This window comes from Aequoribacter fuscus (assembly GCF_009910365.1).
GTDB lineage: Bacteria > Pseudomonadota > Gammaproteobacteria > Pseudomonadales > Halieaceae > Aequoribacter > Aequoribacter fuscus.
In genome coordinates this window covers 1015775-1037812 of sequence record NZ_CP036423.1, presented here as the reverse complement: position 1 = coordinate 1037812, position 22038 = coordinate 1015775, and the positions used below count along the sequence as shown (strand labels likewise).

Sequence of the window (22038 nt, the reverse complement as noted above, 5' to 3'; positions counted from 1 at the left end):
GTAAGAAGACTGTAGTGTCGGTTTAGCACCCAATGTTACAGTGGATGTGACCACGGAGGTGCCCATGCAACTGTTCATTTTATTATTCCCATTTTTTGAGCTCTTTACGCTTATAGAGTTGGGTGACCACATCGGGAGCCTAAATACGCTGTTCTATGTGCTTGCAACCTTCTTCGGTGGTTTAACACTACTGAAGCAGCAGGGACTCAGCATGCTCAAGCAAGCGCAGGCGGCGCAAACGGGTCAGCCTTGGATCAGCAGTCGTCTCTTGCTCGACGACATGGCAATTGGCTTCGCGGCAATACTGTTGATGATTCCAGGCCTGCTGTCTGACATCAGCGCTTTATTTATTCTGATCGCGCCCTTACGCCGAAAGCTTGCTTCGATGCTCGGGCAAAAAGCCCCCGAACCAACCACATTTTACGATAAAAAGGCCGACAAAAATTTCACAGTAATCGAAGGCGAATACGAAGAAAAGGATCGAGGGTAGACATAACTTATTGATAATAATAAAAATACTCCTGAATAAAAAATTTTTAGCACTCTACATAAAAGACTGCTAAGTAGCCCTTGAAATCGGCATCCGCACCCCCATATAAAGAGCAGCCCTGATTAAGGGGTGTCTATAACATCTGATTAGTGGAGATTGACATCAATGAATATTCGTCCGTTGTACGACCGTGTGGTCGTTCGTCGCAAGGAAGAAGAGCAAACCACAGCTGGTGGCATTTTGTTGCCCGGCTCTGCGAAAGAAAAACCAAACCAAGGTGAAGTGGTAGCTGTCGGTACAGGCAAAGCGCTGGATAACGGCGAAACTCGCGCCATGGCAGTTAAAGTCGGCGATAAAGTTGTGTTTGGTCAGTACGCTGGCAGCAACACTATCGAAGTCGACGGTGAAGAATTAATCATTATGAGCGAAAGCGAAATCTACGCAGTCGTAGAGTAATAACGCTTGTGTTTCACATTAACAGTCAAGGAATTTAATCATGGCAAAAGAAGTAGTATTTGGTGATAAGGCGCGTCAGCGCATGTTGAAAGGCGTTAACACTCTTGCTGACGCCGTTAAAGCAACTTTGGGCCCCAAAGGTCGTAACGTTGTGCTAGACAAGTCGTTCGGTGCTCCTACCGTGACTAAAGACGGTGTTTCGGTCGCGAAAGAAATCGAGCTGAAAGACAAGCTCGAGAACATGGGCGCGCAGATGGTTAAAGAAGTCGCCTCTCAAGCGTCTGATGTCGCAGGCGACGGCACAACCACTGCAACCGTTTTGGCGCAGTCAATTGTTAACGAAGGTCTGAAAGCCGTAGCTGCCGGCATGAACCCAATGGATCTGAAGCGCGGCATCGACAAAGCGATTGCTGCAGCCGTTGAGAAAGTATCAGCCGCGGCGATTCCATGTGAAGACAAAAAAGCGATCGCTCAGGTGGGTACTATCTCAGCAAACAGCGACAGCCAAGTCGGTGACATCATTGCCGACGCAATGGAAAAAGTCGGTAAAGAAGGCGTTATCACGGTTGAAGAAGGTTCTGGTCTTCAGAACGAACTCGACGTCGTAGAAGGTATGCAGTTCGACCGCGGTTACCTATCGCCTTACTTCATCAACAACCAAGACAACATGAGCGCCGAGGTCGATTCACCCTTCATTTTGTTGGTTGACAAGAAAATCTCAAACATCCGCGAATTGCTGCCTTTGCTTGAGCAAGTAGCAAAAGCGTCTAAGCCTTTGGTTATTATCGCTGAAGACGTAGAAGGCGAAGCGTTGGCCACTTTGGTTGTGAACAACATGCGTGGCATCGTGAAAGTTGCGGCCTGTAAAGCACCTGGCTTCGGCGATCGCCGTAAAGCTATGTTGCAAGACATCGCGACCCTGACCGGTGGTGTTGTGATTTCTGAAGAAGTGGGCCTAGACCTCGAGTCAGCGACTTTAGAGCACCTAGGTACTGCTAAGCGCGTCACCATGGACAAAGACAACACCACCATCATTGATGGCGCAGGTGATGCCGAAGCCATTCAAGCTCGCGTTAAAGAAATCCGTGTCCAGATCGAGAACACCTCATCTGACTACGATCGCGAAAAACTGCAAGAGCGCGTTGCGAAATTAGCAGGTGGTGTTGCTGTCATTAAAGTGGGCGCGGCTACCGAAATCGAAATGAAAGAGAAGAAAGCACGCGTTGAAGATGCGCTGCATGCAACTCGAGCTGCGGTTGAGGAAGGCGTGGTAGCTGGTGGTGGTGTCGCATTGGTTCGCGCTTTGATGGAAATTCAAGGCCTGACTGGTGACAATGAAGATCAAACCCACGGCATCAACGCTGCACTTCGTGCAATGGAAGGCCCACTGCGTCAAATCGTTGCAAACGCTGGCGACGAAGCCTCTGTAGTCCTTGACAAAGTGAAGTCTGGCGAAGGCAACTTTGGCTACAACGCGGCCACAGGTGTCTATGGCGACATGATTGAAATGGGCATCCTTGACCCAGCTAAAGTAACTCGTACAGCGCTTCAAGCCGCGGGGTCAGTTGCTGGCTTGATGATTACCACCGAAGTCATGATTGCTGACATTGTGGAAGAGAACGCTGGCCCTGCAATGCCTGACATGGGCGGCATGGGTGGTATGGGCGGCATGATGTAAGCACGCCTTAGGCTTAACGGAGAGCCCAGTAGCTTAGGCTACTGGGCTTTTTTATTGAGCAAAACACGTTAGACTGAAGCGATCCGAACAAGCCAAGCGTGAGAACATTGAAGCCTGCATCCGTCGAAGACTATATCGCGTCAAAACCACCTAACGCACAGCAACGATTGCGAGAACTCCAGAGCTATCTCAGAGCGACGGTAGCAGAGGCTCAGGACCTGCTGAAATGGGGTAAACCCGCCTTAGTGGATGACGGCATCTTGTTTGTCTATGCGGCAGCAAAAAACCACATTAGTTTGCACCCCACCCCCTCGGTTGTGGCGCAACTGCAAAACCAACTCGGTTCACACGAATACTCGGAAAACACCATCAAGTTCCCCATCAACGAACCCATCCCTAGCACATTAGTGACAACAATCGCCGAGTTGCGAGTGTTTGAGAAAAACTCGTTAGGCATTAAATGGCGCTAGGGCTGGCGCTTTAGGCTGATACAAAAAAGCCCGCTGCAAAGAGCGGGCTTCTGAGCCAACATGCTGACTCAACGTGAGAACGTAAAGTCAGCAAACATATCGCGCAACGTCGTCTTCTGGATTTTACCGGTTGCAGTGTGTGGCATCTCATCGATGAACTCAACCGCATCCGGCGTCCACCACTTCGCGATCTTACCATCGAACCACGCGGTAATCTCCTCAGCGGTCAAATCAGCGCCTTGCGCATTTCGTACCACGATCAATAAAGGCCGCTCGCCCCACTTGTCGTGAATACGACCGATCACTGCCGCCTCTGCCACCTTCGGGTGATCCGTCGCCACGTTTTCGACGTCGATCGATGAAATCCATTCACCGCCCGACTTGATCACGTCTTTGGTTCGATCAGTGATGGCGATATAACCACGGGGATCAATCGTCGCTACATCACCCGTTTCAAACCATCCGTCCTCACCGTGCGCTGAGCTACCGTCCAATTTGTAGTACGCACTGCAAATCCAAGGGCCACGCACTTTGAGCGAGCCAAAAGCTACGCCATCCCATGGCAATTCGTTGTTATCGTCATCCGTAATTTTGACTTCGCAGCCGTAAATTGGACGTCCAGCTTTCAAGCGCAATTTAGCGAATTCATCCGCTGGAATTTCGTCGCGAATGTCCATACTGGGGTTAGTCGTACCCAAGGGGCTCATTTCAGTCATACCCCAACCGACGCGGGTCTCCACGCCATAGGTATCAAAATCTTCCATAATCGATAAGGGACACGCCGAGCCGCCCACGATAACGCGACGTAACGATTCTACGCGCATGCCGGACTGCTTCAGATAGTTAATTAGACTGAGCCAGACGGTGGGAACGCCTGCAGAGAAAGTCACGTTTTCTTCGTTAATTAATGCAGCGAGTGTTTCACCATCACCCATTTTGTTGCCTGGCATCACCATTTTGGCGCCAATCATCGGACAAGCGTAAGGCAAGCCCCACGCATTCACATGGAACATCGGTACGATCGGTAAAATGACATCGGCTTGCCCCAGACCCATCGCATCCGGCATTAAGCCGGCATACGCGTGCAGAATGGTCGAACGGTGTGAGTACAAAACACCTTTGGGATTACCCGTTGTGCCCGAGGTATAGCACAAGGCGCAGGCAGCGTTTTCGTCGACATCGGGCCACTCGTAATCGGCGGCGGCAGATGCCACCAAGGTCTCGTAGCACATTGCATTGGGAAGCGTGGTCTCTGGCATTTGATCTTCACTAATCATCACTACGTAGCCTTTTACGCCTGGGCATTGGTCGGCGATTTTTTCCACCAAAGGCACAAAGTCGGCATCCAGGAATACGTACTGATCATCAGCATGATTGATGATAAACACCAACTGCTCGGGGAATAAACGTGGGTTGATGGTATGAGTCACGTAACCAGAGCACCCTACTGCGTAGTAGGTTTCGAAGTGTCGGTAGTCGTTCCAGGCGAGCGTTGCGACGCGATCACCGGGCTCTAAGCCCCAGGAAGACATCGCCGAAGCAAGTTGGTTCGCCCGTGTGAACGCGTCTTTATAGGTGTAACGATGGCGAGGATTGTCTCGAGTCACCGATACAATTTCACCGTCACCGTTGACTCGCGTACCGTGTTCAATAATCGACCTCAGATTGAGTGAAACACTCATCATTAAACCATTCATCGCTACTCCTTATTGTTAAATGTTTACAGCGGTTACTTTATCAGTGCCCAACGCTCATCGGAAGAGCGACTGACTCGCATTTCGACCTCTAATTTTAATAAATGTGCTTCCAGTGACAACTTGGCCCAGGTATGCAAATCGGGACGTACATCATCATATACGGCTGAAACCATCTCGGCGATCGTCTTGGCACCGATTCGCTCCAGGGTCTCAACCACCTTAGCCTCGCGCTTGAGTCGGTGCGCGATCAGGCCATTAATCTCATCTAGGGGCGCGCCAATCAAATCACCGTGCGCGGGCGCGATCACCTGCAAAGGTAGTTGCGCCAGTTTTTGCAGGGACTCGATGTAATGTTTCATGTCGCCGCTGGGGGGAATAATCACCACCGTTGAACCGTTCATCACATGATCTCCAGCGAAGACCATGCCCTCTTCTTCCAGCAAAAAACAATAATGGTTACCGACATGACCGGGGGTATGCACAGCCAACACAGTGAAGTCAGGACCCTCGAAGCGTTGGCCGTCAAACACACTCACCGCAGGATTAAATGTCTGATCGTTGTAGGGATCGTTAGGTGGCGGTGCTCCAATAAGCTCAGCCCCTGTGAGTTCGGCTAGCTTTGCAGCGGCAGGCGAATGATCACTGTGCGTATGCGTGCAAAAAATTTGTCCGATCTTCCCAGCGCTTGCCGCCATAATCGCATCAATATGACTATCGATTGCGGGGCCCGGGTCAATGACCGCAATCTGGTCGGTGCCTAAAAGATAGGTATTGGTGCCAGGCCCTGTCATCGGGCCTGCGTTAGGTGCTGTTATCCGCCGAACAAGGGGCGACAGCTGAAGCGCTATGCCGGGCTCAAACATTGGGTTCAATCAGTCCATCAATATCAACCACAGGGTCAACGTCGGCGTCATAATCGACACCCTCAACTTCAAAACCGAACAACTGCAAAAACTCACGCTTGTAACCCGCAAAGTCAGACAGCGTATTCAAGTTATCGGTATCAATTTGCTCCCACGCCTCGGCGACAGCCGCTTGAACATCGTCAGCGAGCTCCTTAGCGTCGGCACGTAACCGCCCCTCATCGTCCATATCGGGCGCTGCAGAGTACAAACCGTGACGGAACAAATATTGGATTTGTTCGATACAACCCTCGTGTACGCCTTTCGCCTTCATCACTTTGAATAGAATGGCCAAGTAAATGGGCATAGCGGGAATTGCAGCACTGGCCTGAGTCACTACGGCTTTTAGCACAGACACTCGAGCATCGCCGTCTTTCGCCGCCAATTTGGCGCGAATATCCACAACGCGCTTGTCCAAATCTTTTTTGGCCGCACCAATGGTGCCATGCCAGTAAATATCCCAAGTTAACTTTTCGCCAATGTAGGTATATGCAGTCGTCTTGGCACCATCAGCTAGAACGCCAGCGGCGTCTAAAGCATCAATCCACATCTGCCAATCTTCGCCACCCATAACCGCCACTGTGTTCGCAATTTCTTCCTCATTTGCGGGCTCTAAGTGGAAGTCTTGAATGCTCTCTTTGTCGGTATTCACACCCTTTTGAGTACAAGCCGCGCCAATGGGCTTTAGAGTCGAAGAGTACACAACGCCCGTATCAGGATGAGTTCGGCGAGGTGCCGCGAGCGAATACACCACTAAGTCAACTTGACCCAGATCTTTTCGGATAACATCAATAGTTTGCTGTTTTAGCTCGTTTGAGAAGGCATCACCGTTGATACTTTTAGCGTACAGCCCTTCTTCTTGAGCACAGTCATGGAACGCGGCTGAGTTATACCAACCCGCAGTGCCTGGCTTTTTCTCGGTCCCGGGTTTCTCGAAGAAAATACCTAAGGTACTCGCGCCACAACCAAAGGCCGCTGTAATGCGCGAGGCAAGGCCATAGCCAGTGGACGCACCAATCACTAAAACGCGCTGCGGGCCATTTTCAATAGCGCCTTGTGATTGAGTATATCGAATTTGTCGACGGACGTTTTCGGCGCATCCCTCCGGATGTGTCGTGGTGCATAAAAATCCGCGAACCTTAGGTTTAATAACCATGCTGTATTCCTTGTAAATCGGGCAAACTGTAATTCTGGCGCAAGTCTAACACAGCCTACCAAAACAGGCGCACTCCTTGAGTTTGGCGCTTATTTTTCGTTCAATACGCGCTGACCAACACAAGGATCACCGATGACTTCACCTCTGCGCTACGCCACCTCGCCCGAGTGGGTTAAAACTGTATTGGCCGACTTTGACGAGTTTTTGCTGGATCATGCCGCCGCAGAAAAAAAGGCATCGGGCATGGCTATTTCTATGCTGAGCCACTACCCCGACAAAGTCGAACTGGTCAGCACCATGGCCGACCTAGCTGTTGAAGAACTGAGCCATTATCGGGAGGTGGTTAAGTGGATCCACGCCCGAGGTCTTATTACGGCGGCGGACACAAAGGACCCCTACGTGATTGAGTTTCGAAAAAGTATCCGCCAGGGTCAGGACATTTACTTGATGGACCGGCTTCTTACCGCCAGCATCATAGAGGCTCGAGGCGCCGAGCGCTTTGGCCTTGTGGCTGAGGCATTAGAAGAACCGGGAATCAAGCAGTTTTATACCGCGATCGCTCGTTCAGAAGAACGCCATTACGAGACGTTCCTAAATCTAGCCTATTTGTATTTACCTCAAGTCGAGGTCGATGAGCGCTGGCAGGAGCTGCTCGATATCGAGGCGGATATTGTCAGGTCAATACCCCTGCGCGCAGCCTTACACTAGGTCTCAGTGGTGCACAAAAGCATCCAGCAGTACCTCAGCCGCTACGCGGAACCGAATCTTCCAGCCCCGCCTGAACAAGGCCAGCGCACGTATCAGTGGCAATGGGTAGTGTGCATCCCCTGCTTCAATGAATCGTCCGCGTTTATTGAGGCGCTACCCAAAACTGCGAATGTACTGATCATACTGGTCGTAAATCACCCACGGGGACGTGACAGTGGTCTTAATATCAGCTTGGTTGAATCGCTGCCTTGCGAACATCCGAGCCTCGAGCTGGGCCCTCATGATCGACTCATCACACTCGATGGCGACAACCGTCATATCCTGCTGGTTGACCGTAGCACCAATCAACCGGGCTTTAACCCCAAACAGGGTGTCGGTCTTGCACGCAAACTCGCCGCAGATGTTGCTTTAAAATGGCATGTCCATGGACTCATCCAAAGCGACTGGATTGCCATGACCGATGCCGACGCCCGTCTACCCGAAACCTACTTTGAGGCCTTGCCCGAACCCAAAATCGATACACCCGCGGTTGTCTACCCATTTAGTCATAGCCAGGCCGAATTGCCAGAAGAGCAACTGGCATTGGCTTTGTATGAAGTTAAGTTGCATCATTATGTGGCCGGACTCCTATACGCAAAATCACCTTACGCGCATCACTCTATTGGTAGCTGCATGGCGATACGCGCTAAAGCCTACGCGCAGGTTCGCGGCATACCCAAACGAGCTGCGGGTGAAGATTTTTATCTGTTAAACAAGACCAATAAGTTAGGCAAAATCCGAACACTCGGCTTAACGTCGACCGTTATGTTGTCACCCAGGCGCTCAGACCGAACGCCATTCGGCACGGGGCAAGGTGTAAACACCTTGAGCGATGAGGCGACTCCCCTGAACACTCAGATATTTTATCCTCCGAGGGTTTTTGAGAGTCTAAAAGGCTTTTTAGCGAACATCGCCTCGGGCGCCCAGACGTTCGACGCATTGACAGCCGCCTTGCCAGAAGAGGCTATAACGGCACTCAAAACACTGGGGGTCGAATCAGCTTTGGCGCATTGCCAAAGGCACGGCCCAACCCCCGAGCAATTTCAGCGACAGTTGCACCTGTGGTTTGACGGGTTCAGAACGCTTAAATTTATCCATCAACTAGCACCGCCAAAGACGGGCTTATTAAGTTTTGATGAGTGGTCGGTGCAATCAGGAAACGCGGCTCTCAATCCCTCAGAAGCAAGCCAAAACCTGCGCGCGCTCTGCTACCAAACTCTTACTGATGATTAGGTAAATTTGTTAACCACAAGCTTTGATAGGGCCTCAACAATACTCGCTGGTTACGATCCACATGGTCTTGCCCCGATATCAGATCCACCCAATAAGGCTCCACCAAATTCAAATCAGCCATATGCACTTCTTGGGTGGTTCCTGCCAAATTAAACAAGCAAAAAATGCGTTGACGGCCATCAAGACTCTCTCGCCAAAACCCGAACACCTCTTTATGAAGATGCAACAAAAACTGCGCTGCGTTGGGATGAAACGCCGATTGTCGCTGCCTTATGCTCAACAAATTCTTGAGGTCTGTTAAAACTCGCGCATGACTTGAGGACTCATCACCTAACTGCGCCAATAAATCCGACTCAGACCATTGCCGCCGATTGATGGCACGGTTATAGCCTAAATGCTCCAATCGCTCGTAGTCATTGCGAGTACCGAGCAAGCTGTGAATATAAATGCCGGGGATACCCGCCAACGCGAACATCAGTGCATGAGCACAGACCATTCGCTCTATGCCGGTGTCGATGGATTCATCGACCGGATCACACAAGGCGTCAAACAATGAAATATTGATTTCGTAAACACGCGAGTCTCCGTCCGCCGTGCTGCGCCTCGATAAACGCCCGCCTCTCTCCTCCATCGCGGTTATGAGGCTTTGGAGCTCGTCATCATCCAACAAACCCTCTGCGGGACGCAAACCAATGCCATCGTGCGATGCAATGAAGTTAAAGTAAGTTGTCCCGGTTTTAGCGGGCGGCATACCCATCATCCATTGATTCAAATGCGTGCAATCACCCCCGACCAAGGCGTGTAACAGCAGAGGCGGCAAGCTAAAGTTATATACCCCATGCGCTTCGTTACCATTACCGAAGTAGCTCAAGTTCTCGATGTTGGGAATGTTGGTTTCGGTAATGATCACTGACTCGGAGACGGCATGCTCCATGAGTTCACGCAGCAGCCGCACGACAGCATGAGTCTGCGGCAAGTTGATGCTGGGCGTACCGGCCTGCTTCCATAAAAATGCCACCGCATCTAAGCGAAAAATTCGTACTCCCATATCCAAATAGAACCGAATAATGGATACGAATTGCCGCAGTACTTCGGGATTACGAAAATCCAAATCGACCTGATCGTGACTAAAGGTGCACCACACATGCCGCGTACCTAATGCGGTCTCAACCTCTTGCAACAGGGGTGAGGTTCTCGGGCGAACCACGGCACTCAGATCGTCATCTGGACTGGCGGTGTAAAAATAATCAGCGCCGGGGTGCACCCCCTTCAGAAAATTCTGAAACCACAGCGAACGACTCGAACAGTGATTAATGACCAAATCAGCCATCAACGAGTAGCGCGACGCTAGGGCTTGAATATCGTCCCACGACCCGAGGGTTTCATTCACACTCGAGTAATCGAGTACGGCAAAACCATCATCAGAGCTGTACGGATAAAACGGTAACACATGCACACCGTTAATGGCCCCTGACAAATTCCGATCCAGAAATCGCCCCAGCGTCATGAGGGGTTTTTCGTCCTCAGAAACGATCGTATCCCCATAAGTAATGACCCACGCATCGTGTTGGCTCCAAACATTTTTATGCGCCAGGGGTTGGGTAGACTCTTCACTAAGACGCATTTCTGCCAGGAGACTCTCCACGAGCCCTTCAATATCAAAATCACCCGAAACATCCCCATAAATTTGATGCAGCAAGTGCTTAACGCGCTCTGTTAGATGCTCAAAGGGCGATATCAAAGCCATAGGGTTAACCTCCGCGATTATCCAAGTAATCTAGCTCGACAGCTTCATACAAGCGCTCAAGCACATCAGGGACAGCGCTGATCACACGGTTCCACGAGGGAATAAACGGCCGCTCTTTGGGTCGCGCCAGAAATACTTCGCCCGCTTGAATGATGTTATCTGCAAACAACTCGACCGCACGCTCCTCGGCATGAATATCGACCGTTAAGCCATTCATGATGGCGTCGTTGCGATAGCTCTCGACAAAATCCAGTGCAATGCGGTAATAGCTCGCTTTAATGGCACGAAAAATCTCAGGACTTAAGGTAACGCCCTGGGTCGCCAGCTTACGGAACAAGGCCTTAGAGATATCGATCGACATACGAGACAAACCGGCCTGCGAGTCATTCTCGGACAAGTCTTGATGCTTGTGGTCGTAGTGGTCAGCGATCTCTGCCTGACACAAACGATTGTTAGCATAGTTGCGGTACATCTCAGATAGCACTCCGATCTCTAGGCCCCAATCGCTGGGAATTCGTAGATCCGTCAACACATCTCGACGGAAAGAAAATTCGCCTGCCAAGGGGTAGCGAAAGCTGTCCATAAAGGTCAAATACTCAATGTTACCCAACACTTTTTGAGCTGCGCGGAGTAAGGGGGTGACCAAGAGCCGACTCACGCGACCATTAATTTTGCCGTCTGCGACTCGAGCGTAAAAGCCCTTACAAAACTCATAGTTAAACATGGGATGAGCTACGGGGTAGATCAATTTTGCGAGCAAATCGCGCTCGTAGGTCACGATATCACAGTCGTGTAAGGCCACCGCCTCGGCGCGATTGGAGGCCAACACATAACCCATGCAATACCAAACATTGCGCCCTTTGCCCAATTCCTTGGGAGCAAGATCCAAGGCCTCTAGCTCAGCGTCAAGCGCCTTTAACCGGGGACCATCATTCCACAAAATACGATGATGCTGAGGCAATCGTTCAAAGAACCGCAATGCATGCTGGTACTCGGCCGGACTGGCTCGATCAAGCCCCACCACAATCTGATTTAGATACGATACTTTTTGGAGCTCTTTAACGATGTTTCCCAAGGCCGGCGCCTCAAGTTCCGAATACAGCGATGGCAAAATCAAACCCAAAGGCCGTTTCCTGGCAAAATGCTCTAATTCTTGTTCGAGGGCATCGACTGGTCTTGCGCGTAAATTATGCAAGGTCGTGACAATACCATTTTGATAAAAATCAGCCATAGTGTTCCTTAACTTTATTTGAGTTTACCAGGTGACTGTGCTGTTCCAGCCACATCTGCGTGGCAGCAGCCCAAGCCTTAGGACCGCATTCTTGCGTTATGTGCCAGTCTTTTTGCTTGACGAGATCGGGGATTGGGTTCACTGGAGACCGTATCCACACGGACCGGTTTGCCTTTTCGAGCATGGCCACGTCGTTTAAGCCATCACCCAATGCCAGTGTCCGCACGGGCAAACCGTACTCTTGGCGCCAAAAACACGCCAAGGTTTCCATAGCTCGGCCCTTATCAACGGAATCACCGACCGTTATAAAACGCCCACCCTGCTGCACCAAAGCACCTTTCCCGTTCAGATAGGTAATAAGATCCTGTTTGATTTCATTGTTAGCAGGAGGCATCAAAGGCTCGGTATATTCCCGCTGCGAGGCGCGCTCTGACCCAGCCCAGTCGAGCCCTGTGGTGTTCATCACGCCTTGAATACCCATAGTTGAAAAACTCAAGATCGACCCTTGGTCGGGGTATTCCGCCAATATGCGTAGCCAGTGTTCGCGGGGTTTGGCTAGCGAGATTCGCCAAAAATCGCCGTGATCCTCCCACGCGGATTGGGCGGTCCGAAAACGATCTTTTGGCAGATAAATCGCCGAGCCATTTTCACAGATCATGGGGTCAAGCAGGCCCATCTGATCCTGCAGATAACGCATCTCTGCATGCGTCTTAGAACTGTTGAATACAAGCGGGATACCCGAGCGTTTTAGCGAAGAAACGACCGACATAGCGGGCTTAAAATCGTAGGAATAGTGATCTAACAAAGTGCCGTCGAGATCGGTAACCACCATCAAATTAACACTCATAAAACCGCCGTTTTCCTTCTGTGACTTCAGTAATTGCTCGTTGAGGATCTAGCCACAGGCACAGATCTGCCAGGTTTGGCATGGAATTCAGTGACGAACGCGTCAAACGTTCGTAATGCTGTACAAAGCGTGCAACTTCTTCGGGCGTCATAATCGCTTGAGCCCTCTGGGCACCAAGTCGAACTTCTTGCTCTAAGCGCCAGTCGTTTACCACTTCAAATCCGGGTGCCAACAGGGCCCACAACTCGTCAAGTTGGCCCCATATCGGTAAATAATCGCGCTCTAGGCTGGTGTTGACGAACTGGCGCCAATCACCCGCGGAATCGTCGATTCGCTCAAGATTATTGCAGGGCTCAGTTAAATCTGCGCTATCTTGAGGTGGTATGCCCACACACCAACCCTCAAGAATAACCAGAGAGGGCGCTGAGGTAACTGTATCGAACTGAGTTTCGGGCACACGATCATCGGCCAGTTTGTCAAACCTTGGAATGGATACGGGCCCTGTGAAATGAGCTAAACGATCGAGCGTGGACTTGAGTAAGGCTGTGTCATGCGTCCCCGGAACACCGCGGGTTCGTAGCAGAGGGTGAACCTCGAGTGCCAGTTGCTGACGCTGTGCTTTCGTTAAATAAAAATCGTCGATGGATAGTACAGCACAGCACCCAAAGCTGACAGACTCGTGGCGCTTGGCGAGATAGGCGGCTAAGGTACTTTTACCCGAACCTTGGGCACCATAGATGCCCAACAAGTTGGGCCCATCTGCACCAATTCGGTGCAGCGCATCTTGGGCCACCCGGTCTGAAAAAACCGTCTCGATCTGAACAACGTACTCAGGCGGCAGTCTGTGGGTGGCTATAAAGTCTGCTTGCCACGGTAATATGCCTTGTAAGGGGCCTTGTGCCATCAACCATTCTCGCTTGTTTCCTACACGCTTGATGTCAAGCTTGCAGAATTCGTGCCAGAATGGCTAATGAATTTACAAAGTCAGTCGACGGATATCCGATAACAAAGCGACGACCTGGTTCATAAAGCGACCACCGTCTGCCCCATTAATCACGCGATGATCGTAGGATACCGACAGTGGCAGCATGGTCCTAGGCACAAAACTAGAACCGTCCCACACGGGTTGTACGGACGATTTAGACACACCTAAAATGCCAACTTCGGGAGCGTTGACGATAGGCGTAAAGCCCTTACCACCTAAAGCGCCTAAACTAGAAATCGTAAAACAGGCACCTTGCATCTGTGCTGGCTTAAGTTTCTTATCACGCGCTAGGGCGGCTAGTTCCAGGACTTCCTCGGCCAGCTCCCAAAGCCCTTTCTTGTCAACGTCGCGAATGACAGGCACCAGTAGTCCCGCAGGGGTATCGACTGCAAAGCCAATGTGCACGTATTCTTTGTAGATGATCGACTCACCGTCCGCTGACAATGACGCGTTGAACTTAGGATTGTCCTTCAAAGCGACGGCACAGGCTTTTAACAAGAAAGGAAGGGGCGTGAGCTTGGTACCCTTGCGCGCCGCTTCGTCTTTTAGGCTGGCCCGGAACGCTTCCAAGTCAGTGACATCGGCATCATCGTATTGAGTAACATGCGGCACATTGAGCCAACTACGCTGCATATTTGCCGCTGTGACTTTGCCAATTTTGCTGAGCGCTTCTTCACGGACAGGCCCAAATTGCGAAAAGTCCACCGCTGGAACAGCAGGTATACCCGCGCCAACGCTCACAGTCGCCGCTTCAGGCTTCGACAGGCGTTGCTGAACGAAAGTGTGCAAGTCTTCTTTCAGGATACGCCCGCGAGGACCCGAACCACTGACTTGTTCTAGTGGGATCGAAAACTCCCGCGCGAGCTTACGTACCGCGGGTCCTGCGTAAACCACTTCAGAGCTTGATGCAGTCGCTTTCGCTACAGGCGCTGTTTTAGGCTGCTCAGGCACGGCTTTGGGCGCTGCCGGTGCAGCCGGCGCGGCTTCTTGCTTTGGTTCTTGAGCACGCGCTGGTGGTGCGTCTACACGGCCCGCAACCTCCAACACACCGATGAGATCACCCTGCTTCAATGAAGCACCCACCGCCACAGCAATTTCCAACACTCTGCCTGATGCATCCGCGGGAATTTCCATCGACGCTTTATCTGACTCCAGAACCAGAAGGGTGTCGCCTTCCTCGACCTCATCCCCGACCGAGACAGACAGTTCAATAACCTCTACTGCATCATCTGTACCAATATCAGGCACGAGCACTGAGTGCTTCCCGGCACTTACCGGCTGATTGTTGGGCGCCTCAACCAAAGCCTCTTGTACCTCAGGCTGAACGGCAGCTTCAGTTTTATTGGTTTCAGCCGGCTCTTCCGCGACCTGCGCGGGCTCTGCAGCATCGGCCGTCTCGACCAAAACGATCGCTGCACCCTCACTTAGGGAATCGCCGATGTTCACCAAAAGTTCGACTACCGTTCCTGCCAGAGTCGATGGTACTTCCATTGAAGCCTTATCAGACTCTAATACGAGCAAGCTGTCGTCGACAGCGATTTCATCTCCGACCTGGACCATCCACTCGATAACTTCAGCTGCATCCGCGCCAATGTCGGGCACTATTACCTGTTGTTTTGCCATAGTACTCTGTCCTAACCTCGTTACACCGTCATGGGGTCAAGCTTGGCTGCAGAAATACCCAGCTTTGGCATGGCTTCTACAACAACCTTGGCATCGAGCACGCCTTCGTCGACCAGCGCGCTGAGCGCCGCGAGAACGATCCATTCGCGACTCACCTCGAAAAAATCTCTTAATTTCGATCGAGTATCGCTACGTCCATAGCCATCCGTTCCCAGCACCACGAAACGCTCGGGTACAAAAGCTCGCAACTGCTCTGAATACGCACGTATGTAGTCGGTCGCTATTACGCAAGGACCTGAACGCTGCGACAAACACTCAGTCACATACGGGGTTTTTTTCTCACCCGTCGGATTTAATCGATTACTGCGCTCAATAGCACGACCCTCGCGAGCCAATTCGTTCACACTGGTGACGCTCCACACGTCGGCCGCCACCCCGTATTCTTGTTCCAGTATTTCAGCGGCAGCTTCCACCTCACGCAAAATGGTACCTGCGCCCATCAGCTGCACGCGCTTTTTACCCCGCTTTTTCGAGACAGCGCGAGGGTACATACCTTTTAAAATGCCCTCTTCCACCCCTTTGGGCATTTCGGGCTGATGGTAGTTCTCGTTCATTGTCGTAATGTAGTAGAAGCAGTTCTCCCCAGCTTCGTACATTCGACGCAGACCGTCTTGAATAATTACCGCAAGCTCATAGGCATACGTCGGGTCGTAACTCACGCAGTTTGGGATGGTAGAGGCCATTAAATGACTGTGACCATCTTGGTGCTGCAAACCTTCACCGTTCAGTGTAGTCCGTCCCGCGGTTGCACCAATCAGGAAGCCACGCGCCTGGCTATCGCCAGCAGCCCAAGCCAAATCACCAATACGCTGGAATCCGAACATGGAGTAGAAAATATAAAAGGGCACCATCGTCAAGCGACTCGTCGAAAAGGACGTTGCCGCTGCCAACCACGCACTCATCGCACCCGCTTCGTTAATACCTTCTTCCAGGATCTGGCCGCGCTCATCTTCTTTATAGAACATGATCTGACCCGCATCATGCGGCGTGTAGCGCTGCCCTACCGAAGAGTAGATACCCAACTGACGGAACATACCTTCCATTCCGAAGGTCCGCGCCTCATCAGGTACAATGGGCACAACGCGTTCACCCATTTGCTTATCTTTTACCAGGGTCGACAGAATTCGTACGAAGGCCATCGTTGTAGAAACCTCGCGCTTGCCACTACTGGCCAGCTGCGAGCTGAAGGCCTCAATCGCAGGGATCTGTAAACGCTCAACCTCGCTGTGTCGACTTGGCATAACGCCCTGCAGCTCTTGGCGACGCTGCATCATATAGCGAATTTCAGGGCTATCCGGCGACGGGCGATAATAGGGGACGTGCTGCAGCTCTTCATCGCTGATGGGGATACCAAAGCGGTCGCGGAACGCGCGAAGACTATCCATATCCAGTTTTTTCAGGGAGTGGGTCTCGTTATTTGCTTCGCCCGCCTCCCCCGTGCCATAACCCTTGACGGTCATGGCTAGAATCACTGTCGGACGTTCGCGCTGAGACACAGCCTGTGCATAGGCAGCGTAAATTTTGTAAGGATCGTGCCCACCACGATTAAGATACATGATGTCTTCATCTGACAGATCGGAAACCAGTTCTAAAAGTTCCGGATACTTGCCGAAAAAATGTTCTCGAGTGTAAGCGCCGCCGTTGTATTTATAGTTTTGCAACTCGCCGTCGCAAACCTCATCCATGCGCTTTTGTAACAACCCGGTTTCATCTTTTTCGAGCAAAGGATCCCAGCGACGCCCCCAAACAACCTTGATGACGTCCCAACCTGCACCACGGAAAACACCCTCAAGCTCTTGGATAATTTTGCCGTTACCACGCACAGGTCCGTCTAGGCGCTGCAAGTTACAGTTGATTACAAACGTCAGGTTGCCCAGTCCCTCGCGACCCGCCAGTGAGATGGCACCCAAAGATTCGGGCTCATCACACTCACCATCACCCATAAAACACCAGACGTTGCGATCGCCGTGATCCACTAAGCCGCGCTTCTGTTGGTATTTCATGACGTGCGCTTGGTAAATCGCCTGAATCGGCCCAAGCCCCATCGAAACGGTAGGAAACTGCCAGTAATCGGGCATCAGCCAAGGATGCGGGTAAGACGATAAGCCATTACCGTCGACTTCGCGGCGGAAGTTATCTAGCTGCTCTTCGCTCAAGCGGCCTTCAAGATACGAGCGGGCATACACGCCCGGAGCACTGTGGCCTTGGAAGAACACCAGGTCTCCCAGCTGACCATTCTCGTTACCCCGGAAAAAATAGTTAAAGCCCACATCGTAAAGAGTCGCACTAGAACTGAAACTCGAAATATGACCACCCAAACCCTCGTCATTGTCGTTCGCTCGCATCACCATTGCCAGCGCATTCCAGCGAGTCAGTGAGCGAATACGGCGTTCCATAAACAAATCACCGGGCATGACCTTCTCTTCAGACACGGGGATGGTATTGCGGAAAGGTGTAGTAATTGCGGGCGGCAGAGGCAAGCGCTCTTGCGTTGCATGCTTTGCCAACTCACGTAACAAAAACCCAGCACGCTCGGGGCTCGAAGCTCGAACTACGGCATCGAGGGCCTCAATCCATTCGCGTGTTTCCTGGGGGTCTACATCATGCATCATGCCTAATCGTCTCCGAACTGAGGATCGCCGCAGGATCGCGGCAAAATGTAATAATATTACAAAACCACGCAAAAGCTCAATAAAAATGGGTCAAACTTAGACGTCAGCGTGTAATTTATGACCCATTCGACGTAGTAAATTTTCAAACTCAAAGTTCAATAGCAAAGCGCTTATTGGCTAATTTCGCCTCGGCTGGCTGCTTGTGCTCGATTGGCTCGGCCGGCCGCTTATCAAACTTACCCGGCGCAACGACCAACAACGATCTGTGCGTTTCCAAAACCTGTGTTTTGAAGAACGCCAGCCAATCAGAGTAAGAGATCTTTGACACCGCGTCCGCTAAATCCTGTTTCGAGCTAAAAGTGTGATCTCCTTCGCCCAGGGATTGCCACAGGAACTCTGCGCGCTCCCACAAGTTTTTAAACGGCTCGTTAATCTCGGCCACCAAGGCCTGACGATGACGATTAAACGCGGCTTCATCGATATCGCTCGGCACCGCCTGCAAGAACGTTGCGATTGCGTCTCGGACATCTAAGCTTGAATGACTGGGCGATTGAATAATCATGACCAAACCCGGCACACGGCTCTGAGGCCAAGAGAAAGCGCTAGCGATGTATCCAAGCTGCTGCTCAGTTCGCAGCTGCTGGAAAAATCCAGATTTAAGCGCCTGCCCGGTCAAGGCATATAAGGCCTGTTGCTGAACCGAGCGATCGCTACCTTGAATGTACCAACTGACAACCGCGTCGTCGTGCTCTAACTCTTGCGTTAACTGTTGACGCTGGTCCTGATCAAGATTGGTCACCCCGAGAGCTGGCAAATCAACCGAACCCTCGCGGACTAAGGAACCTAGAGCTGAACGCACGGCGACAACATCCTCATCGACGTAGTTGCCGTAGAGAAGAACCTCGACATTCACAGAGTCCCAAAAGGCAGCTGCTTGGCTCTTAACACCGCCAAGCGTTAAATTCTGTAAGGCGGCAAGCTGTTGATCGTCACTCCAAGAAGAATGATTCAAGGCTTCTCGCAGCGCGCCCATAATTTGGCTCGCGGGTCGCTGTGCCGATTTATTCTCAATCTGACGAACACGCTCGGCCCGAAGATTGTTAAATCGCTCTTCACTAAACTCCATCGCCTGCATGACCGCGAGTAGTCGCTGAAGCAACGCAACCTGCTTGTCATTGTAACCGTTGACTCGCATGCTAATGCCTCGAGAGTGGCGGTAAACCGAGCTCTGCAGCCCTGCAATTTGGGCGGCATACGCAAAATCATTCGCCTGATCGCTTACCAGAGCAGTATAAAGCTCCAAAGCCATATCAACCTCCACCGACTGTCCCACCAAGGCAGAGCGGAAATTCACATTCAGAGCACCTTTTGGAACCTCGAACTCATCATCATGCTGAAACCAAACGGCAACACCTTGATCGATGCTCATCACAGGGAGCTTTGCAGGCGTCTCATCGAGAGACACGACATCAACATTCTTGGCAATAAAAGCATTGGGCGCGGGCAAGTCAATATTCGCCAGAGCGGCATCGTCTTCCGGCAAGGGCTTGGCAATATCATCAGCGGACACCAATGCGTAAGGCGTTTGATAGTTGGGTGAAAGTGTATCGGTCTTGATACCAGGGTACGATAAGGTCACCAAGGCTTTCTCGGGAGACATAGAATCGAGAAGACCTTGCGTCAATTCGGCATCAAATTGCTCGAGGTAGGTTCCGCCACGCAGCCAATCGCGTACGGGGAAGTCATGCATCGAACTTGCCAAGCGACTGACATAGCGAATCGGTTCACCTTTTTCTTGAAAACGAAAGTTCAAATCCGACAGCTGCTTCAGCTCATCAAACACCCAAGACTTCGCGCCTTCTTGACGCAGATGAGCCAGCGCCGAGTGGGTCATTTGAACGATGCGATTGCTCTGCTCGATACCCGCCTCAGTCAGTTTAATATCGATGTAGAAAAGAGCTCCCCCTCTCCACCTAAAACTAGCACCCGCCGACAAAGACTCCGCCAAACCTTCGCGTTTGAGTTGCGCAAGCAGGCTGGTCGGCCCCTCATGCCCCAACAGGTGGCCAAGGTAGCGAGCCGGATCACTGAGGTACTGCTCAGTGTAGTCACCAATGGGGAAAATAATTTCGAGGCTTCGATTCGCCGCTGTAGGCTCAATGCTTACAAGGGATGGGAGTAAAGTCTCGGGGAATATGGATACGTTAACTGGATCGTGAACCACATCCCCTGCTGGCACTTCTGAAAACGACGCCTTTACCATGGCTTCGAGAGCGTCTAATGACTCTGCTCCAAGTACGACCAAGCGCATATTACCCGCCACATAGTAGCGTTCATAAAACGCTAATAGATCCGCGCGAATCGGTTGATCAGGGCGATCCGCTAACGACTCTAAAGAACCGACAGAGAACTGACTGTAGGGATGCTCTGGGTGCATCAACGCTTGTAACACGTCTAGTCCACGTCGACCGTCCGACTTCAAGCCCATCTGATACTCAGCCTGAACCGCGTTCATCTCGCGATCGACATACTCGGCGTCCATTTTGGGCGACACAAAGAACTGGGCGAAACGATCTAAAGCTTCGGTGAAATGCTCGGCATTCACATCGAAAAAATAGTTAGTATGGTCAAACGACGTGTATGCATTACGGTTACCACCATGCTCGGTGATGTACTGCTCGTACTCCGCGGGATCTGGATATTTCTCTGTCCCCAAGAACAGCATGTGCTCTAAAAAGTGTGCCAAGCCGCCCCGACCTTTGGGGTTGTCACCGCTACCAACATACACATCTAACGCCGCTGCAGCCTTTTGAGTTTTGGCATCTGACACCAACAATACTTGCAAGCCATTATCTAACTCGAGCGCACGGTATTGCCGATCGTCGATCGGACTGACCACTGGCTGACTCGGTGCTTGCGCTACGACCTCTTGCTGAGCGCCCTCAGGCTGGCAACCAAGAGCTACGCCTAGGGCAACGACCAGCCCAAAGGACCACAGGGTATTTGTAAGCCTCATAGTGTGTCTCCTGTTGAGTCTGAGGTGATGGATTCGTAAGCTTCAGGAACAGGCCATGCGTTCATAATGGCTTTGATTAGGGTAGCCAATGGTATGGCAAAAAACGCACCCCACAAGCCCCAGACGCCGCCAAAAAATAACACAGCCAGAATGATTGCGACGGGGTGCAAGTTAACCGCTTCTGAAAAAAGCAAGGGGACAAGCACATTGCCGTCGAGGATTTGGATGACCAAATAGACTGCAAGCACAGTATAAAACTCATTGCCAATACCCCACTGGAAGAACGCAACCAGCACCACTGGGATGGTCACAAGGGTTGCTCCAACATAAGGAATAATAACCGATAACCCAACCAGCAAACCGAGCAGTGCGGCATAATTTAAACCCAGTGTTAAGAACGCAATGTAGCTGACCGAGCCCACGATTAGAACTTCGATAGCCTTGCCCCTCGCGTAATTGGCAATCTGCAGATCCATCTCAGCCCAAATTCGGCGCAGTAACGGACGCTCTTTGGGCAACTGGCCAGACAGCCAGCCCGTGATCACATCCTTATCTTTCAAGAAGAAAAAAACCAACAGCGGAATAAGGATGAGGTAAATCATGACGCCAAATAGGCCGGGAATTGAGTTTAACGACAACTCCAACAGCTTTTGGCCCGCAGGCGCTAGTTCACGTTGAACTGAGGCTATTAAATCGACAATTTGTTGTTCTGAAATGAACTGGGGGTACCTGTCAGGCAACACACTCAAAGCCGCTTGGACTTCCTTAACCATTCGCGGAAACTCAGACGCTAGGGTAGCGAGCTGACGCCACACTAGGGGAAACAATCCCAAAATCGACCCAAAGAACACCGCCAAAAATAGCCCGTAGGCCGCGATAAAACCCATCCACTTCGGCAAACCTACACTTTGCATACGTGTAGACACACCCTGCACCAAGTAAGCTAAGATCAGCGCGGCAACAATGGGAGCCATTACGGCACCCAACACCATCATCAAAAACAGGGTCACGCTGATCAAAACCAGCAACAATACTGATTCTTCCTCAAACAGGTACCGATCGTACCATTTTCTAAAAATCGTCAGCAT

General features: G+C 51.4%; 17 protein-coding genes. 6 read left to right on the top strand and 11 right to left on the bottom strand.

Going from position 1 to position 22038, the window contains the following annotated elements; all coding sequences use genetic code 11:
* Nucleotides 1-64 precede the first annotated feature (64 nt).
* The 4 genes from EYZ66_RS04615 (at nucleotide 65) to EYZ66_RS04600 (ending at nucleotide 3094) form a co-directional block, all read left to right on the top strand.
* On the top strand, nucleotides 65-490 hold the full coding sequence (locus EYZ66_RS04615) for an FxsA family protein (protein ID WP_009575596.1): 426 nt from the start codon (nucleotides 65-67) through the stop codon (nucleotides 488-490).
* Between the two features lie 165 nt (nucleotides 491-655).
* Complete coding sequence (locus EYZ66_RS04610; protein WP_009575594.1) at nucleotides 656-946, top strand: co-chaperone GroES; 291 nt, start codon at nucleotides 656-658, stop codon at nucleotides 944-946.
* A 37-nt stretch (nucleotides 947-983) separates the two neighbouring features.
* Nucleotides 984-2624: a chaperonin GroEL gene (groL, locus tag EYZ66_RS04605; protein ID WP_040816520.1), complete on the top strand. Its 1641-nt coding sequence runs from the start codon at nucleotides 984-986 to the stop codon at nucleotides 2622-2624.
* Between the two features lie 98 nt (nucleotides 2625-2722).
* Nucleotides 2723-3094, top strand: a complete 372-nt coding sequence (locus EYZ66_RS04600; RefSeq protein ID WP_139042562.1) for an iron chaperone — start codon at nucleotides 2723-2725, stop codon at nucleotides 3092-3094.
* A 68-nt stretch (nucleotides 3095-3162) separates the two neighbouring features.
* Here the strand turns inward: EYZ66_RS04600 and EYZ66_RS04595 are convergent, their stop codons facing one another.
* The 3 genes from EYZ66_RS04595 to fabV all read right to left on the bottom strand — a co-directional run bounded on the left by EYZ66_RS04595 (nucleotide 3163) and on the right by fabV (nucleotide 6849).
* The gene (locus tag EYZ66_RS04595; RefSeq protein WP_009575587.1) at nucleotides 3163-4791 is read right to left on the bottom strand and encodes a long-chain-fatty-acid--CoA ligase; all 1629 of its coding nucleotides are present in this window, start codon (nucleotides 4789-4791) and stop codon (nucleotides 3163-3165) included.
* A 32-nt stretch (nucleotides 4792-4823) separates the two neighbouring features.
* Nucleotides 4824-5582, bottom strand: coding sequence for an MBL fold metallo-hydrolase (locus tag EYZ66_RS04590; protein WP_009575586.1), 759 nt, complete (start codon nucleotides 5580-5582; stop codon nucleotides 4824-4826).
* Between the two features lie 64 nt (nucleotides 5583-5646).
* Nucleotides 5647-6849, bottom strand: a complete 1203-nt coding sequence (gene fabV / locus EYZ66_RS04585) for an enoyl-ACP reductase FabV (RefSeq protein ID WP_160195606.1) — start codon at nucleotides 6847-6849, stop codon at nucleotides 5647-5649.
* Nucleotides 6850-6981: 132 nt separating this feature from the next.
* On the opposite strand from fabV, the gene EYZ66_RS04580 reads away from it, so the two are divergent.
* Complete coding sequence (locus tag EYZ66_RS04580) at nucleotides 6982-7557, top strand: tRNA-(ms[2]io[6]A)-hydroxylase (protein WP_009576030.1); 576 nt, start codon at nucleotides 6982-6984, stop codon at nucleotides 7555-7557.
* A gap of 9 nt (nucleotides 7558-7566) precedes the next feature.
* Nucleotides 7567-8829 (top strand): glycosyltransferase family 2 protein, encoded by a 1263-nt coding sequence (locus EYZ66_RS04575; RefSeq protein WP_009576031.1) that lies wholly within the window; start codon nucleotides 7567-7569, stop codon nucleotides 8827-8829.
* On the opposite strand, the gene EYZ66_RS04570 is transcribed toward EYZ66_RS04575, so the two are convergent.
* The 8 genes from EYZ66_RS04570 to EYZ66_RS04535 form a co-directional block, all read right to left on the bottom strand.
* Nucleotides 8816-10576: a sugar phosphorylase gene (locus EYZ66_RS04570; RefSeq protein ID WP_009576032.1), complete on the bottom strand. Its 1761-nt coding sequence runs from the start codon at nucleotides 10574-10576 to the stop codon at nucleotides 8816-8818. The two genes, EYZ66_RS04575 and EYZ66_RS04570, sit on opposite strands and share 14 nt — an antisense overlap.
* Before the next feature lie 4 nt (nucleotides 10577-10580).
* Complete coding sequence (locus EYZ66_RS04565) at nucleotides 10581-11807, bottom strand: glycosyltransferase family protein (protein WP_009576033.1); 1227 nt, start codon at nucleotides 11805-11807, stop codon at nucleotides 10581-10583.
* Nucleotides 11800-12654, bottom strand: a complete 855-nt coding sequence (locus EYZ66_RS04560; protein ID WP_009576034.1) for an HAD-IIB family hydrolase — start codon at nucleotides 12652-12654, stop codon at nucleotides 11800-11802. The genes EYZ66_RS04565 and EYZ66_RS04560 overlap by 8 nt, the downstream gene beginning before the upstream one ends.
* Nucleotides 12644-13558, bottom strand: a complete 915-nt coding sequence (locus EYZ66_RS04555) for a D-glycerate 3-kinase, plant type (protein WP_009576035.1) — start codon at nucleotides 13556-13558, stop codon at nucleotides 12644-12646. The genes EYZ66_RS04560 and EYZ66_RS04555 overlap by 11 nt, the downstream gene beginning before the upstream one ends.
* A 72-nt stretch (nucleotides 13559-13630) precedes the next feature.
* Nucleotides 13631-15262 carry a dihydrolipoyllysine-residue acetyltransferase gene (aceF, locus tag EYZ66_RS04550; RefSeq protein WP_009576036.1) on the bottom strand — a complete coding sequence of 544 codons (1632 nt, stop codon included), beginning with the start codon at nucleotides 15260-15262 and terminating at the stop codon, nucleotides 13631-13633.
* Nucleotides 15263-15282: 20 nt separating this feature from the next.
* Complete coding sequence (gene aceE / locus EYZ66_RS04545; RefSeq protein WP_009576037.1) at nucleotides 15283-17934, bottom strand: pyruvate dehydrogenase (acetyl-transferring), homodimeric type; 2652 nt, start codon at nucleotides 17932-17934, stop codon at nucleotides 15283-15285.
* Between the two features lie 148 nt (nucleotides 17935-18082).
* Nucleotides 18083-20950 carry an insulinase family protein gene (locus EYZ66_RS04540; protein ID WP_009576038.1) on the bottom strand — a complete coding sequence of 956 codons (2868 nt, stop codon included), beginning with the start codon at nucleotides 20948-20950 and terminating at the stop codon, nucleotides 18083-18085.
* Entirely contained in the window at nucleotides 20947-22038 is a 1092-nt protein-coding gene (locus tag EYZ66_RS04535) for an AI-2E family transporter (protein ID WP_009576039.1), read from the bottom strand. Before EYZ66_RS04535 ends, EYZ66_RS04540 begins: the two co-directional genes overlap by 4 nt.

Coding starts and splice junctions, on each gene's coding strand:
- EYZ66_RS04615 (WP_009575596.1), top strand. CDS start 65: ATGCAACTGTTCATTTTATTATTCCCATTTTTTGAGCTCTTTACGCTT.
- EYZ66_RS04610 (WP_009575594.1), top strand. CDS start 656: ATGAATATTCGTCCGTTGTACGACCGTGTGGTCGTTCGTCGCAAGGAA.
- EYZ66_RS04595 (WP_009575587.1), bottom strand. CDS start 4,791: ATGAATGGTTTAATGATGAGTGTTTCACTCAATCTGAGGTCGATTATT.
- EYZ66_RS04590 (WP_009575586.1), bottom strand. CDS start 5,582: ATGACAGGGCCTGGCACCAATACCTATCTTTTAGGCACCGACCAGATT.
- fabV (WP_160195606.1), bottom strand. CDS start 6,849: ATGGTTATTAAACCTAAGGTTCGCGGATTTTTATGCACCACGACACAT.
- EYZ66_RS04580 (WP_009576030.1), top strand. CDS start 6,982: ATGACTTCACCTCTGCGCTACGCCACCTCGCCCGAGTGGGTTAAAACT.
- EYZ66_RS04570 (WP_009576032.1), bottom strand. CDS start 10,576: ATGGCTTTGATATCGCCCTTTGAGCATCTAACAGAGCGCGTTAAGCAC.
- EYZ66_RS04565 (WP_009576033.1), bottom strand. CDS start 11,807: ATGGCTGATTTTTATCAAAATGGTATTGTCACGACCTTGCATAATTTA.
- EYZ66_RS04560 (WP_009576034.1), bottom strand. CDS start 12,654: ATGAGTGTTAATTTGATGGTGGTTACCGATCTCGACGGCACTTTGTTA.
- EYZ66_RS04555 (WP_009576035.1), bottom strand. CDS start 13,558: ATGGCACAAGGCCCCTTACAAGGCATATTACCGTGGCAAGCAGACTTT.
- aceF (WP_009576036.1), bottom strand. CDS start 15,262: ATGGCAAAACAACAGGTAATAGTGCCCGACATTGGCGCGGATGCAGCT.
- aceE (WP_009576037.1), bottom strand. CDS start 17,934: ATGATGCATGATGTAGACCCCCAGGAAACACGCGAATGGATTGAGGCC.
- EYZ66_RS04540 (WP_009576038.1), bottom strand. CDS start 20,950: ATGAGGCTTACAAATACCCTGTGGTCCTTTGGGCTGGTCGTTGCCCTA.
- EYZ66_RS04535 (WP_009576039.1), bottom strand. CDS start 22,038: ATGCTGACGATTTTTAGAAAATGGTACGATCGGTACCTGTTTGAGGAA.